The organism is Paraburkholderia bonniea, assembly GCF_009455625.1.
GTDB classification, from domain to species: domain Bacteria; phylum Pseudomonadota; class Gammaproteobacteria; order Burkholderiales; family Burkholderiaceae; genus Paraburkholderia; species Paraburkholderia bonniea.
In genome coordinates, this window is record NZ_QPEQ01000001.1 from 1355011 (window position 1) to 1369090 (window position 14080).

Sequence of the window (14080 nt, forward strand, 5' to 3'; positions counted from 1 at the left end):
TCATAGGCCACATGCTGCACACTGCCTGATGGCCCACACCTGGCTGGTGCAAAGGTTCAACGGAGACTGCTGCACTTGAAAGACATCCTTCATTTCTCGCACGCGAATGGCTTTCCGGCGTCCACCTACCGGACGCTTTTCGCTGAGCTGGCCGATCACTACGATCTGCGCTTTATCGAACGGATTGGCCATGACGCCCGCTTTCCCGTGACACGTGACTGGCCGCATCTGGTCGATCAGCTATTGGGCGATATCGAGCGCACTTATGACCGGCCGGTATGGCTGGTTGGGCATTCGCTGGGGGGGTATCTGTCGCTGATGGCGGCGTTACGCAAGCCACACTGGGTGAAAGGCGTGGTGATGCTGGATTCGCCCGTGATCGCAGGCTGGCGCAGCAGCTTGCTGCGCGTGTCGCAATGGACTGGCCTCGATGAGCGGCTTTCGCCTGCAGCAGCGACCCGCAAGCGCCGGACACAATGGTCTAGCCGTGATGAAGCCTGGCGTCATTTTTACGCCAAGCCTGCGTTTGCCCGCTGGGATGAGCGCGTGCTTTCTGACTACATCGACTTCGGCATTCCCCAGGTCGCACCAGACGGCGCTCGCGCGCTGGCTTTTGACCGCCGCACCGAATATCTGATCTACAAGACCTTGCCTCACACCCTTGGGGCACGGCTGGTGCACGGAGTGCCGGTGCCGGTTGGACTGATTGCTGGAACGCAATCGAGAGAAGTGCGGCAAGTGGGCCTTGAGGCCAGCGCGCGGGCGACGGCTGGCCACCTCGAATGGATCGAAGGCAGTCATCTGTTTCCGATGGAAAAACCTCTTGAAACGGTACGGGCCGTGCAGCGTATGCTGCATGCGCTGAGTGGGGCGTGAGTGACGCAATGAGTTGCGCATGAGCGGGTGCCGTGCGGCTGGCCAGATGCGGGCTGCGCTGATGGCTGGTTCGGGCTGAAACGGGTTAATCCGTCCGGCTGGCAACGCAGCCAGGTTGCGCGCGAGTTAATTTGGCAGTGCGTTGCAAAGCCTTGTGCGGATGCGTCTGGATTCATCTTTTGGGGCTGGGTTGGGCGATGGCTTTACGGTATAATCCGTTTTTCCTGCGAGCATCCAGCGATGACCAAATATGTTTTCGTCACCGGCGGCGTAGTTTCTTCCCTCGGTAAGGGTATTGCTGCCGCCTCCCTCGCCGCGATCCTCGAATCGCGCGGTCTCAAAGTCACTCTCCTCAAGCTTGATCCCTACATCAACGTTGATCCCGGCACGATGAGCCCGTTTCAGCATGGTGAAGTATTCGTGACGGAAGATGGCGCAGAAACCGATCTTGACCTTGGCCACTATGAGCGCTTCATTAGCACCAAGATGCGCAAGGCCAATAATTTCACCACGGGCCAGATTTACGAATCGGTCATCCGCAAGGAGCGCCGTGGCGATTATCTGGGCAAGACGGTGCAGGTCATCCCGCACATCACTAACGAGATCCAGGCGTTTATCGAACGCGGTGCTGCATCCGCCACTTGTGGCGACCCTGATGTGGCAATTGTCGAAGTCGGTGGCACGGTAGGCGATATCGAATCACTGCCGTTTCTCGAAGCAGCGCGCCAGATGAGCCTGCGCATGGGCCGCAACAGCGCGTGCTTCGTGCATTTGACACTGGTGCCGTTCATCGCCACGGCAGGCGAGCTGAAAACCAAACCAACGCAACACAGTGTGCAAAAGCTGCGCGAAATCGGTATTTCGCCGCATGTGCTGCTATGCCGTGCGGATCGCCGTATTCCCGATGACGAATGTCAGAAAATCTCCCTGTTCTCGAACGTCCCGGAAGACGCGGTGATTTCCGTGTGGGACGTGGACAGCATCTACAAGATTCCACAGATGCTGCACGACCAGGGGCTGGACGCAATTATCTGCGAAGAACTCAAGCTGTCGCCCAAGCCCGCTGACCTGTCGATGTGGGCGGATCTGGTTGAAAAGCTCGAACATCCCCAGCACGAAGTCACGATCGGCATGGTTGGCAAGTATGTCGACCTGACCGAGTCATACAAGTCGCTGATCGAAGCGCTGCGCCACGCGTCGATCCATACCGCGACCAAAGTCAACATCGAATACATCGACTCAGAAGAAATCGAAGCCAATGGTGTGGAGTGCCTCCATCATCTGGATGCGATTCTCGTGCCGGGTGGCTTTGGCCGTCGCGGCACCGAAGGCAAGATCGCTGCCATTCGTTACGCGCGTGAAGCGCGGCTGCCGTATTTGGGGATTTGCCTTGGGATGCAGCTGGCCGTGATCGAGTTTGCCCGCGGTGTGGTTGCGCTGGCCGGGGCCAACAGCACCGAATTCGATCCCGTTACACCAAACCGTGTGGTTGCACTGATTACCGAGTGGTATGACCGTGAAGGCCGGGTTGAAAAGCGCACCGAAGAATCCGATCTGGGCGGCACGATGCGGCTTGGCTCGCAACGTTGCCCGGTTAAGCCCGGCACGCTGGCTGAAGAGATTTATGGCAAGGACGTGAACGAGCGCCATCGGCATCGTTACGAGGTGAATAACCGTTTTGTGCCGCAACTTGAGGCGGGTGGGCTGGTCATCAGCGCCCGCACGCCAAGCGAAGATTTGCCTGAAATGATGGAGCTGCCGCGCAGCATGCACCCGTGGTTTGTTGGGGTGCAGTTCCACCCGGAATTTACTTCCACGCCGCGCGACGGGCACCCGCTGTTCAAGTCATTTGTTGAAGCGGCGCTGGTCTGTCATCAAGCGCGGGCTGGAGAAAAAGCATGAAGCTGTGCCATTTCGAAGCAGGCCTCGACCATCCGTTTTTCCTGATCGCAGGCACCTGTGTCGTCGAATCTGAACAGATGACCATCGACACAGCGGGCAAGCTGAAGGAAATCTGCGCGAAGCTGAATATCCCGTTTATTTACAAGTCGTCTTATGACAAAGCCAATCGCAGTAGCGGCAAGTCATTTCGCGGCCTTGGGATGGATGAGGGGCTGCGGATTCTGTCAGAAGTCAAACGCCAGCTTGGCTTGCCGGTGCTTACCGATGTTCACAGCGAGCACGAGATTGAGCCGGTGGCGGCTGTCGTGGATGTGTTGCAAACGCCGGCCTTCCTGTGCCGTCAAACCGATTTCATTCATGCATGCGCCCGTTCGGGCAAACCGGTCAACATCAAGAAAGGCCAGTTTCTCGCGCCGCACGACATGGTGAATGTGATCGACAAAGCCCGTGAAGCGGCCCGTGAAGCCGGTCTGTCAGATGACCGCTTTATGGCGTGTGAGCGCGGTGTGTCGTTTGGCTATAACAACCTTGTGTCGGATATGCGCTCGCTGGCGATCATGCGCGAAACCGGTGCGCCGGTGGTGTTCGACGCGACGCATTCGGTGCAGTTACCAGGCGGGCAGGGTACGAGCTCTGGCGGGCAACGCGAATTTGTGCCGGTTCTCGCGCGAGCAGCCATTGCCACGGGTATCGCCGGTATTTTCATGGAAACGCACCCAGATCCGGCGCGAGCCAAATCTGATGGGCCCAACGCGGTGCCACTGCAACGCATGGCTGAGCTGCTCGAAACCCTGGTGACACTGGATCAGGCAGTCAAGCGCATGCCGTTTCTCGAAAACAATTTCAACTGATTCGACCCGGTCTGGCGTGGCATCTGCCAGCAAGCCGCATGCCGGACGGCATGCATATGCGTGATGCGGACTGAACCTGCGCCGGACGAATTTAACGTCATTTCCTGAGGAAATCATGAGTGCAATCGTAGATATCATCGGCCGCGAGATTCTCGATTCTCGAGGCAACCCGACAGTCGAATGCGACGTCTTGCTCGAGTCCGGAACGATGGGCCGTGCAGCGGTTCCGTCCGGTGCATCGACCGGCTCACGCGAAGCCATTGAGCTGCGTGACGGAGAAGCGGGCCGTTACGGCGGCAAGGGCGTTCTGAAAGCCGTGGAGCACATTAATACTGAAATTTCTGAAGCGATCATGGGTCTGGACGCGTCAGAGCAGGCGTTTCTCGACAAGACATTGCTGGAACTGGATGGCACGGACAACAAATCGCGCCTTGGTGCCAATGCGATGCTGGCCGTGTCGATGGCGGTAGCCAAAGCAGCGGCTGAAGAAGCAGGCTTGCCGCTGTATCGCTATTTTGGCGGCTCGGGTGCGATGCAACTGCCGGTTCCGATGATGAACATCGTGAACGGCGGCGCGCACGCGAACAACAGTCTGGACATCCAGGAATTCATGATCGTGCCGGTTAGCCAGCCGACATTTCGTGAAGCGCTGCGCTGTGGCGCGGAAGTGTTTCATGCGCTCAGGAGCATTCTGAGTGACCGTGGCATGAGCACGGCGGTGGGTGACGAAGGCGGCTTCGCACCAAACTTCGGCAGCAACGATGAATGTCTGTCGACCATCTTGCAGGCGATTGAAAAGGCCGGTTATCGCGTGGGTGATGACGTGCTGCTAGCGCTCGATTGCGCCGCTAGCGAGTTTTATCACGACGGCAAATATCAACTGGCGGGCGAAGGTCTGCAATTGTCATCGGCCGAATTCACCGATTACCTGGCTGCGCTGGCCGATAAATTCCCAATTGTCTCGATCGAAGACGGCATGCACGAAAGTGACTGGGACGGCTGGAAATTGCTGACTGAGCGGCTCGGTAAAAAGGTTCAGCTAGTGGGCGACGACCTTTTCGTGACCAACACGCGCATTCTGAAAGAAGGCATCGACAAAGGCATTGCGAATTCGATTCTGATCAAGATCAATCAAATCGGCACGCTTACCGAAACCTTCGCAGCGATCGAAATGGCCAAGCGGGCAGGTTATACCGCCGTGATTTCCCATCGTTCGGGCGAGACCGAAGATTCAACCATTGCTGATATTGCAGTGGGCCTGAATGCCGGGCAGATTAAAACGGGTTCGCTTTCGCGTAGCGACCGCATTTCGAAATACAACCAGTTGCTGCGTATCGAAGAGGATCTGGGCGATATCGCCAGCTATCCGGGCAAGTCGGCGTTCTACAATTTGCGCTGAGCCTTGATCCGGTTTTTCTCCGCCGATACTTCACAGACCACCGCCCTGCGTATAGCGCAGGGCGGTGCGCATTATTCGCACTGAATTCATGAGGCTTGTCACCGTTGTTCTAAGCGTGTTGCTGGTGCTGATCCAGTACCCACTTTGGTGGGGGCATGGCGGCTGGTTGCGGGTGCACGACCTGCAGCAGCAAATGGTGCTTCAGCAAAAGAAAAATGCAGAAGCCAAGGTTCGCAACGAACGTGTTGAAGGTGAAGTGCGCGATTTGCAAAATGGCACTGCGGCTGTTGAGGAGCGCGCCCGTTACGAAATGGGGATGATCAAAGACAGCGAGGTGTTCGTACAGTTTGTGTCACCGGCTACTTCAGCGCCGGTTCCGGCTGCCTTGATGTCGTCCACCTCAACGCGGGGGCAGGTGTCGGCGGAGCCTGTGCGGGTCGTACCCAATCCGGAATCCCGCGCCGTCAGGGCAGAAAAAAAGCGCGCGGTAAAAAAAGAAGCCAAAGCAAAACACGCGGGCTGATTCGAGCTGCTTCGGTTTGCTTCGGTTTGCTTCAGTCAGATTGCCGCGCGTGTTCAGTGATTGTTCAAGCGGGTGCGCTGCGGTGCGCTTTACCATCCCCAGCCGGGTGCATAACCATAACCAAACCCGGTGCCCCAACCCCAGCCTCGTCCTCCCCAACCGCCACCGTAATAGCTGCCGTAGTAGACGTTTGTCGTCGGGGGCGAGTAATAACGGGCCCAGGCACGTGCTGCCGCTTCAGCGGCCATGACCTGGTTTTGTTCCTTTAGCACCTGCTTGTCGATTTCGTCATAGCGCTGGCGCTCTTGCTCGGTCAATGGCCGCACGCCATCTGGCAAGCCTGATTGATCGGCGGGCAGGCGGCTGTAAATCGGCGCGGGCCCAGGCGGGGTGACGCAGCCGGAGAGCAGTGCCAGGCCGCCCAGTAAAAAGGGCAGCGCAATGGCTGTCCGGTTCAGGCGAGTGAAAGAAAAAGAATCAATCTGGGAATGAGTGCGTGTTTTCATGTTGACCTCTATCGGCCGCTTGCGACAAAAAGCAAGCGTGCGGCGATGTCAGTGTTGGAACGTGTGGCTTAGCTGCAGTGACAGGCAGCCCGTGGGCTGCCTGTCACGTGAACGTTAGTGCCGCTGCTCAGCCGGTAAGGTGATGCTGCCAGGCAATCCGGCGACAAAAAGTTGCGCGATATCGACCGGATCGAATTCATAACGCTGGTTGCAGAATTCGCAGTGAATTTCGACATGGCCACGCTCTTCCACCACACTGTCCACTTCTTCGCGGCCCAGCATTTTCAGCATTGCGCCGACTTTTTCCCTGGAGCAGCTGCATTCAAAGCGTGCTGACGCAGGTTCGAAGTGCTGCACGTTTTCTTGCCAGAACAGGCGTTTGAATAGCGTTTCAGGCGCTTCCTGCAAAAGCTCATCTTGAGACAAGGTGCCACCGAGGGTGCAGACGCGATTCCAGGTATCGGCATCGAGCTCGCCTGGATGCGGGACAATCCCGCCGTCGCCTGGCAGCTTTTGTAACAGCACGCCAACCGCGCGTTCGGTATTGGCAGCAAGCCACAGGCGTGTGTCGAGCTGTTCAGAGTGGCGCATGTAATGCTCCAGCACTTCGGCCATGGATTGCAGTGGCCCATCGACCCCTGACAGCGGCACGATGCCCTGATAAGGCTGCTGGCCGTTCTGGCGGTCGCTTGGATCAAGCGTGATGACACAGCGGCCCTGGCCCTCTGCATTTACCAGCTCAGCTAGCGTCGCACTAGCGGGAATCGCGTTGCTGGCTACGTCGTCGGAGAACTTTGCCGTGGCCCGTAACGACAAGTCGGTGTTGCACTGCACGACCAGCATTCGGACCGGGCCATCGCCGAAAATCTGCATGATGAGCGTGCCATCGAACTTCAGATTGGCTGACAGCAGCGCGCACGCCGCCATCATTTCGCCAAGCAACGCGCGCACGGGTGCCGGATAATCGCGCCGGGCCAAGACTTCCTGCCAGGTGTCACGCAGCGAAACGATCTCACCGCGCACTGGTGCCGTACTGAACATGAATTTTTGCAACTGGTCGCTCACAACTTTTCCTTGGGTCAAATTCAAATAATGCTGAGGCCGTGTGCTCATCGTGAGGCATTCGTGAAGCACAGGTGAAGCACAGGTGAGACCAGCACGTCACCTAGCCGATGCGTACGAGCTGAGCCTTGAAATACTGCCGCCGCTCGACATAGTTGGCGGTATTGCGGTGGATGCTGGCGATGTCTTCTGCGGTCAGCTCGCGCACCACTTTGGCGGGCGCGCCCAGGATCAGCGAGTTATCGGGAAATACTTTGCCTTCCGTGACCACCGCGCCGGCACCAACCAGACAATTGCGGCCGATTACCGCGCCATTCAAGATGATGGCCTGAATTCCGATAAGCGCGCCTTCGCGGATGAGGCAACCGTGCAGCGTGGCCTGATGGCCAACGGTGACATTCGCTTCGATGGTGAGTGGGCTGCCCGGATCGGTATGTAAAACGGCACCTTCCTGGATATTGCTGCCGATACCCACCCGAATGGGTTCGTTATCGCCCCGAAGCGCTGCGCCGAACCAGACGCTGGCGTTTTCTTCGAGGGTGACCTGGCCGATGATGGTTGCGGTATCGGCAACAAATACGCTTTCGTGAATAACCGGCGCAGTGTCGCCGAGTTTATAAATTGCCACGGTGGCTCCTTTGCCCTGATTGGCGCTCCCGCTCAAGCCAGAGCGCCGCGGCTGCGCGATGCACGCGCAGCCAGTCGAATCGCGTATTGTAGACGGTTCGCGTGCAGCGCCAGGGCTTGGGGTGGATCTCGTGCCATGGCCTGGCGCTGCATCTTTGCTTTCGGTTTTCATGCAGGCCTGGCGGTGCTGCCTTCACATTTTTATGAACTCTTTTGATGCCACGGTTTTTTCTCCGGCGCTGTCTGATGCACGTGAACAGGCGCTGACGCTTTTGTGCGAGCGCGATCCGGCGCTTAAAGCGCAGGCCACCCGTCAATTACACGCCGATGTGATCCAGGGCGTGACGCAATGTGTGCCTGAACAGCGGCTTGAGGCACGCCAGACGCTGCCGGGCCGTCCGCTACAGCCTGAGCTGGTTGATCCACGTGGCCTTGGACGGCGCAGCATGCAGTCGCCAGCCGGGCGGGCCGTGCTGCTCCATGCGTTAGCGCATATTGAATTCAACGCGATCAATCTCGCGCTCGACGCGGTCTGGCGCTTTTCCGGCATGCCAGCAGCGTTTTATAACGACTGGCTCAAGGTGGCGGCTGAAGAAGCGCATCACTTCTCGCTGCTCGCCGCCCGGCTGGCGGAACTGGGTTACCACTACGGCGAATTTCCCGCGCACAACGGCTTGTGGGACATGTGCGAGCGCACCCAGAGCGATGTGCTCGCTCGTATGGCGCTGGTGCCCCGAACCCTGGAGGCGCGTGGACTGGATGCGGCACCCCCCATTCGAGCAAGGTTGCAGCAGGCAGGCGACCAGGCATCGGCTGCCATTCTCGAGGTGATCTTGCGTGACGAAATTGGCCATGTCCTGATCGGTAACCACTGGTTCAGGTACCTGTGCGAACAAAACGGGCTGAAGCCCCATGACACCTATCTGCGCCTGGCTGAGCAATACCGTGCGCCAAAACTGCGTGGTCCCTTTAATTTCGACGCGCGCCGCGAGGCCGGTTTCGATGAGATCGAACTGGCGGCGCTCGCTGGTCTCGACCGCCAGACTGACTGATGGCGCTGATCCAGCGTGAACGTGGCCCCCGTATTACCCGGCTCAGCCGCGCTGCCCGGATGGGGTTGCGTATGAGGTTGTGCATGAGGCCATTTGATGCTGTCTCGATATAATCGAACGACCATTCTTTTTTTGTGAGGCAGGTCGATGAATCTTTCCCAGTCTGATTTTGTGTTTGTCCGAGGGACACGCCTGCATGTGCGGCGCTGGGGCGATCCTGACGCTCCAGCGTTATTCATGCTGCATGGCTGGATGGATGTCGCCGCGTCGTTTCAGTTTGTGGTCGATGCGCTGGCGGACGACTGGCAGGTCATTGCGCCAGATGCGCGCGGCTTTGGCCTGTCAGACTGGCCGGTGGCGGCGCAGGGCGGTGGGCATTACTGGTTTCATGAGTATCTTTCGGACCTCGATGCGCTGCTTGATCATTACGCGCCCAACGGTGCGGTGAATCTGGTGGGGCATAGCATGGGCGCGAATGTCGTGTGCCTGTACGCGGGTGCGCGGCCTGAGCGGGTGCGGCGGGTGGTGGATCTGGAAGGGTTCGGGCTGGCACCGGCACGGGCAGAGCAGGCCCCACACCGCCTGAAAAACTGGCTGGATGACATGCGCGAGCCACCAGTGTTGAAGCGCTATGCCTCACTGGATGAGGTTGCGGCCCGTCTGATACGTACCAATCCCCGCCTTGATCCGCAACGCGCAGATTTTCTTGCGCAGCACTGGTCGAAGCCGGATGATGCAGGGCGCTGGATGCTATTGGCCGATCCAGCTCACAAGCTGCGCAGCCCGATGCTGTATCGCCTGGATGAGGTGATGGCCGTCTGGGCGCAGGTCGAGGCTCCGGTGCTGCATATTGAAGCGCTCGCATCACCCACCCTGAGCGAGCTAGCGGGGACGATCCCGCTGCCCGAGTTCAAGGCGCGTTTTGCGGCATTTCCAGACTGGCGCGAAGCACTCATCGAAGACGCTGGCCATATGGTCCATCACGACCAGCCAGAGCAGGTTGCTGCTTTGATCGAAGCATTTTGCCGGTAACTTGCTGGCCGTTTGATTCATCTGCAACTATCTGGCCTGGAATACAGCCGGGCTCCGATACTGCATTGCAGTAAAATGGCCGCTAATTTTTTCTGAAGCTGTGATGAACGCTGATCTGCATTGCCATTCCACGATTTCCGACGGCCAACTGGCTCCTGCTGACGTGGCGCGCCGCGCGCATGCGGGTGGCGTGACGCTTTGGGCGCTGACTGATCACGATGAAGTGCGCGGCCAGGCGCAAGCACGTCAGGCAGCCGAGGACCTTGGCATGCGTTATCTCGGTGGCGTCGAAATTTCAGTCACCTGGGCATCCCGGACGGTCCATATCGTTGGGCTGAATATTGATCCCGAGTGCAGCACGCTGATCGACGGCCTCGCCCGCACGCGCAACGGCCGCGCTGCCCGGGCCGAGGCAATTGGCGAGCGGCTGGCCGCGCTGGGCATTCCGGACGCCTATGAGGGTGCGCTGCGTTACGTGTCAAATCCCGACATGATTTCGCGCACGCATTTTGCGCGCGACCTGGTGGAGCGGGGTTACGCCGCCTCCGCTCAGGAGGTGTTTTCGCGCTATCTCGGTGACGGCAAGCCGGGCAATGTGACTCACCGTTGGGCCAAACTGGCTGATGCCGTGCACTGGATTCAGGCCGCTGGCGGCGAAGCAGTCATTGCCCATCCTGGCCGCTATGCGTACACACCTGTCGAATTCGACGCGCTGTTTGGCGAATTCATTGATCTTGGCGGCAAAGCCATTGAGGTCATCACGGGCAGCCACACTCCCGATCAGTATCGTGAATACGCCGAAGTGGCCAAGCGTTTTGGTTTCGAAGCGTCGCGCGGTTCTGATTTTCATGCGGTGGAGGAAGGGCGTGTCGATCTTGGCAGCCTGCCGCCGCTACCTTCATCGCTTACTCCCGTGTGGAATCGCTGGCTGTGAGGCATCAGGCGCTGTGGCGCTGCTGATGCCTCGCAATTTATCTGGCGGCATCGCGCTGCAATCATTCCAATAAAAACATCTCCATGTCCCAATTTTTTCGGCTTCATCCCGACGATCCCCAGCCACGCCTGATCAAGCAGGCCGCACAAATCATCAACGATGGCGGGATTGTCGCGTTGCCAACCGATTCCAGTTACGCGCTGGCATGCCACCTCGATGACAAAAGCGCGGTAGAGCGTCTCCGGCGCATTCGCGGCCTGGATGAGCGTCAGTTGCTGTCGTTGCTGGTGCGCGACCTGTCTGAGCTTGCCAGCTTCGCCACGGTGGACAACCGCCAGTACCGCTTGATTCGCTCGGTGACGCCTGGCCCCTATGTTTTTGTCTTGCAGGCAACCAAAGAAGTGCCACGCCGCCTGTCTCACCCGTCACGCAAGACGATTGGCTTGCGCGTCCCGGATCATGCGATTACGCTCGCGCTTCTTGAGGCGCTAGGACAACCGCTGCTCGGCTCGACGCTCATCATGCCGGGTGAAGACATGCCGCTCAACGACCCCGAAGAAATCCGCGAGCGTCTCGAAAAACAAATTGATCTGGTGATCGACGGCGGCGCGTGCCCGCGCGAGCCTTCCACGGTGATTGATCTGACGGGGGCCGAACCCGTACTGGTGAGAGCGGGGCGTGGCAGCCTCGCCCCCTTTGGACTGGAGCAACCAGCCTAGCTGGAATACCTGAAAGCGGACAGACGCACGCAATCGCGTTGTTACAATCACGAGTTATGGATTCTTCCCTGATACAGACCATTGCGGTATATGCGTTGCCGGTGATTTTCGCCATCACGTTGCACGAAGCGGCACACGGTTACGTCGCACGCATGCTGGGTGATAACACGGCCTATGTACTCGGGCGTGTGTCACTTAATCCGATGCGCCATATTGATCCGCTGGGCACGATTTTTATTCCGCTAGTGCTGTATTTCGCCACCAGCGGGGCCTTTATGTTTGGTTATGCCAAACCGGTTCCGGTGGCGTTTGGCAATTTGCGCAATCCGCGCTGGGGCAGCCTCTGGGTCGCGCTTGCCGGGCCATTGTGCAATTTTGTCCAGGCGCTGCTGTGGGGTGTTGGTGGCGTTGCGCTGGCCATCATTGGCATTGACGAGCCCTTCCTGACGCGCATGGCTGCGGCTGGTGTCGGTGTGAATCTGGTGCTTGGCGTACTGAACCTGTTTCCGCTGCCACCACTTGATGGTGGCCGCGTGCTGATGGCGCTACTGCCGCCGCGCCAGTCGATTGCGCTGTCGCGCATCGAGCCTTATGGCTTTTTCATTGTGATGGCGCTGGTGCTGACTGGAATGCTGACCACTTACTGGCTGCGCCCGCTAGTCGATTTTGGCTATACCGTGGTGACGGCTGTGCTGACTCCTCTCGTTTCGCTTTTTTAATTCAATCATGTTCCCAGACCGTATTTTCTCCGGCATGCGGCCCACCGGGTCGCTGCATCTTGGCCACTATCATGGCGTGCTGAAAAACTGGGTGCGGTTGCAATCCGAATATCCCTGTTTTTTTTGCGTGGTCGACTGGCATGCGCTGACGACGCATTACGAAACACCCGAAGTCATTGAAAAAAATGTGTGGGATGTGCTGACTGACTGGCTGGCAGCAGGCATTGATCCGGCCCAGGCGACTTTATTCATCCAGAGCCGCGTACCCGAGCATGCGGAGTTGGCGTTGCTGCTGGGCATGAGCACGCCGCTTGGCTGGCTCGAACGTGTACCGACCTACAAGGAGCAGATCGAAAAACTGCGGGATAAAGATTTGTCGACTTACGGTTTTCTCGGCTATCCGGTGCTGATGGCCGCCGATATCTTGCTGTACCGCGCGTCGTTGGTGCCAGTGGGCGACGATCAGGTGCCCCATGTCGAAATGACCCGGGAAATCGCCCGGCGCTTTAATCATCTGTATGGCCGTGAACCTGGCTTCGAAGAGAAGGCGCTTGAAGCCGCGAAAAAACTCGGCGGCAAGCGCTCGAAGCTGTACCACGAGCTGCGCGTCGCTTATCAGCAGGAAGGCGATGACGAAGCGCTGGAGCAGGCCCGTGCGATGTTGCAGGAGTCGCAAAGCCTGTCAATGAATGACCGTGAGCGTCTGTTTGGCTATCTCGAAGGCTCACGCAAAATCATCCTGGCCGAACCCCAGGCGCTGTTGACCGAAGCCTCGCGCATGCCCGGACTGGACGGCCAGAAAATGTCGAAGTCGTATGGCAATACCATCGGCTTGCGTGAAGACGCTGAAACGATTGCGAAAAAAGTCCGCACGATGCCGACTGATCCGGCCCGAGTGCGGCGCACGGATCCGGGCGACCCGGACAAATGTCCGGTGTGGCAACTGCATCAGGCCTACACCGACGAAACCACGCATGAGTGGGTGCAAAAAGGCTGCCGTTCAGCGGGCATTGGCTGCCTGGAATGCAAGCAGCCGGTGATCGATGGCATTTTGCGTGAGCAGCAACCGATGCTTGAGCGCGCGCAAAAGTACATGGATGACCCTACGCTGCTGCGTGCGATTGCCGCAGATGGTTGTGACAAGGCGCGGCGTTTTGCCATCGAAACGATGCGCGATGTACGTGAGGCGATGGGCCTCTCGTATAGCTGAAACACGGCTACCTCGAACGGGATCGCCTCGTGACCATTTCGCCCGATGAACCTCCCGTTCTTGCCCTGTCTGCCTCAGCGGCTCCATCCGGCTGGGTGCAGCGCTGGACGCATCTGGTAGCGGCTGGCCGGCCGGTGCTGGATCTGGCCTCAGGTGCAGGCAGGCACGCGCACTGGTTTGCGGCACGAGGCCATCCTGTCGTGGCGCTTGACCGTGATGCCACCGCGCTGGAAAGCGCCCGGGGCGAGCGTATCGAAACCCGGGTGGTTGACCTTGAGCAGGCCGCATGGCCGCTGCCGCCAGAGGCAAAATTTGCTGCCGTGGTGGTTACTCATTACCTGCATCGCCCTCTGTTTCCGTCGATTTTGCATGCGCTGGCACCCGGCGGCGTGTTGATCTACGAAACCTTTGCCCAGGGCAACGAGACGGTAGGCAAGCCATCCCGGCCGGCGTTTCTGCTTGCTCCTGGCGAGTTGCTTGAGGTGGTGCGTGGCGATTTACGGGTGATTGCGTTTGAGGATGGTTTTACCGCCGCGCCGCGTCCTGCATATGTTCAGCGCATTTGCGCGGTCCGGCCGCAGTTGCAGCCTGATGCCGCGGCGATGCCGGCAGCGACCGTGCCACGTTACGATTTGGCTGGCTAATCCGCTACAATCGCGTTTTATCGA

The 14080-nt window shown here is 58.7% G+C and carries 15 protein-coding genes; 12 read left to right on the forward strand and 3 right to left on the reverse strand.

What is annotated here, in order from left to right; translation table 11 throughout:
- Positions 1-75 precede the first annotated feature (75 nt).
- From GH656_RS05925 to ftsB, 5 genes are all read left to right on the forward strand, one after another.
- Positions 76-876, forward strand: coding sequence for an alpha/beta fold hydrolase (locus GH656_RS05925; protein ID WP_153075019.1), 801 nt, complete (start codon positions 76-78; stop codon positions 874-876).
- Between the two features lie 240 nt (positions 877-1116).
- The gene (pyrG, locus tag GH656_RS05930) at positions 1117-2778 is read left to right on the forward strand and encodes a CTP synthase (protein WP_153075020.1); all 1662 of its coding nucleotides are present in this window, start codon (positions 1117-1119) and stop codon (positions 2776-2778) included.
- On the forward strand, positions 2775-3629 hold the full coding sequence (gene kdsA, locus GH656_RS05935) for a 3-deoxy-8-phosphooctulonate synthase (protein ID WP_153075021.1): 855 nt from the start codon (positions 2775-2777) through the stop codon (positions 3627-3629). The genes pyrG and kdsA overlap by 4 nt, the downstream gene beginning before the upstream one ends.
- A 115-nt stretch (positions 3630-3744) precedes the next feature.
- Entirely contained in the window at positions 3745-5028 is a 1284-nt protein-coding gene (gene eno / locus GH656_RS05940; protein ID WP_153075022.1) for a phosphopyruvate hydratase, read from the forward strand.
- Positions 5029-5116: 88 nt separating this feature from the next.
- Positions 5117-5551 carry a cell division protein FtsB gene (gene ftsB / locus GH656_RS05945; protein ID WP_153075023.1) on the forward strand — a complete coding sequence of 145 codons (435 nt, stop codon included), beginning with the start codon at positions 5117-5119 and terminating at the stop codon, positions 5549-5551.
- An 89-nt stretch (positions 5552-5640) separates the two neighbouring features.
- Here the strand turns inward: ftsB and GH656_RS05950 are convergent, their stop codons facing one another.
- From GH656_RS05950 to GH656_RS05960, 3 genes are all read right to left on the reverse strand, one after another.
- Positions 5641-6057, reverse strand: a complete 417-nt coding sequence (locus GH656_RS05950; RefSeq protein ID WP_246184214.1) for a hypothetical protein — start codon at positions 6055-6057, stop codon at positions 5641-5643.
- Positions 6058-6171: 114 nt separating this feature from the next.
- The gene (hslO, locus tag GH656_RS05955) at positions 6172-7122 is read right to left on the reverse strand and encodes an Hsp33 family molecular chaperone HslO (protein WP_153075024.1); all 951 of its coding nucleotides are present in this window, start codon (positions 7120-7122) and stop codon (positions 6172-6174) included.
- A gap of 100 nt (positions 7123-7222) precedes the next feature.
- Positions 7223-7747 carry a gamma carbonic anhydrase family protein gene (locus GH656_RS05960; RefSeq protein WP_153075025.1) on the reverse strand — a complete coding sequence of 175 codons (525 nt, stop codon included), beginning with the start codon at positions 7745-7747 and terminating at the stop codon, positions 7223-7225.
- Between the two features lie 202 nt (positions 7748-7949).
- Between GH656_RS05960 and GH656_RS05965 the strand changes: the two genes are divergently transcribed.
- From GH656_RS05965 to GH656_RS05995, 7 genes are all read left to right on the forward strand, one after another.
- A complete protein-coding gene (locus GH656_RS05965; RefSeq protein WP_153075026.1) occupies positions 7950-8798 on the forward strand; it encodes a ferritin-like domain-containing protein in 849 nt (282 codons plus the stop codon).
- Positions 8799-8945: 147 nt separating this feature from the next.
- Positions 8946-9830, forward strand: a complete 885-nt coding sequence (locus GH656_RS05970) for an alpha/beta fold hydrolase (RefSeq protein WP_153075027.1) — start codon at positions 8946-8948, stop codon at positions 9828-9830.
- 103 nt (positions 9831-9933) lie between these two features.
- Positions 9934-10764 (forward strand): 3',5'-nucleoside bisphosphate phosphatase, encoded by an 831-nt coding sequence (locus GH656_RS05975; protein ID WP_153075028.1) that lies wholly within the window; start codon positions 9934-9936, stop codon positions 10762-10764.
- 83 nt (positions 10765-10847) lie between these two features.
- A complete protein-coding gene (locus GH656_RS05980) occupies positions 10848-11483 on the forward strand; it encodes an L-threonylcarbamoyladenylate synthase (protein ID WP_153075029.1) in 636 nt (211 codons plus the stop codon).
- A gap of 56 nt (positions 11484-11539) precedes the next feature.
- On the forward strand, positions 11540-12202 hold the full coding sequence (locus tag GH656_RS05985) for a site-2 protease family protein (protein WP_153075030.1): 663 nt from the start codon (positions 11540-11542) through the stop codon (positions 12200-12202).
- 7 nt (positions 12203-12209) lie between these two features.
- Positions 12210-13412 (forward strand): tryptophan--tRNA ligase, encoded by a 1203-nt coding sequence (locus tag GH656_RS05990; protein ID WP_153075031.1) that lies wholly within the window; start codon positions 12210-12212, stop codon positions 13410-13412.
- A gap of 29 nt (positions 13413-13441) precedes the next feature.
- Positions 13442-14056 (forward strand): class I SAM-dependent methyltransferase, encoded by a 615-nt coding sequence (locus GH656_RS05995; RefSeq protein WP_425495851.1) that lies wholly within the window; start codon positions 13442-13444, stop codon positions 14054-14056.
- Positions 14057-14080 lie beyond the last annotated feature (24 nt).

What these genes read in the sequence shown, in the direction of transcription:
- pyrG (WP_153075020.1), top strand. Translation starts at nt 1,117, where the DNA reads ATGACCAAATATGTTTTCGTCACCGGCGGCGTAGTTTCTTCCCTCGGT.
- kdsA (WP_153075021.1), top strand. Translation starts at nt 2,775, where the DNA reads ATGAAGCTGTGCCATTTCGAAGCAGGCCTCGACCATCCGTTTTTCCTG.
- eno (WP_153075022.1), top strand. Translation starts at nt 3,745, where the DNA reads ATGAGTGCAATCGTAGATATCATCGGCCGCGAGATTCTCGATTCTCGA.
- ftsB (WP_153075023.1), top strand. Translation starts at nt 5,117, where the DNA reads ATGAGGCTTGTCACCGTTGTTCTAAGCGTGTTGCTGGTGCTGATCCAG.
- GH656_RS05950 (WP_246184214.1), bottom strand. Translation starts at nt 6,057, where the DNA reads ATGAAAACACGCACTCATTCCCAGATTGATTCTTTTTCTTTCACTCGC.
- GH656_RS05965 (WP_153075026.1), top strand. Translation starts at nt 7,950, where the DNA reads ATGAACTCTTTTGATGCCACGGTTTTTTCTCCGGCGCTGTCTGATGCA.
- GH656_RS05970 (WP_153075027.1), top strand. Translation starts at nt 8,946, where the DNA reads ATGAATCTTTCCCAGTCTGATTTTGTGTTTGTCCGAGGGACACGCCTG.
- GH656_RS05975 (WP_153075028.1), top strand. Translation starts at nt 9,934, where the DNA reads ATGAACGCTGATCTGCATTGCCATTCCACGATTTCCGACGGCCAACTG.
- GH656_RS05980 (WP_153075029.1), top strand. Translation starts at nt 10,848, where the DNA reads ATGTCCCAATTTTTTCGGCTTCATCCCGACGATCCCCAGCCACGCCTG.
- GH656_RS05985 (WP_153075030.1), top strand. Translation starts at nt 11,540, where the DNA reads ATGGATTCTTCCCTGATACAGACCATTGCGGTATATGCGTTGCCGGTG.
- GH656_RS05990 (WP_153075031.1), top strand. Translation starts at nt 12,210, where the DNA reads ATGTTCCCAGACCGTATTTTCTCCGGCATGCGGCCCACCGGGTCGCTG.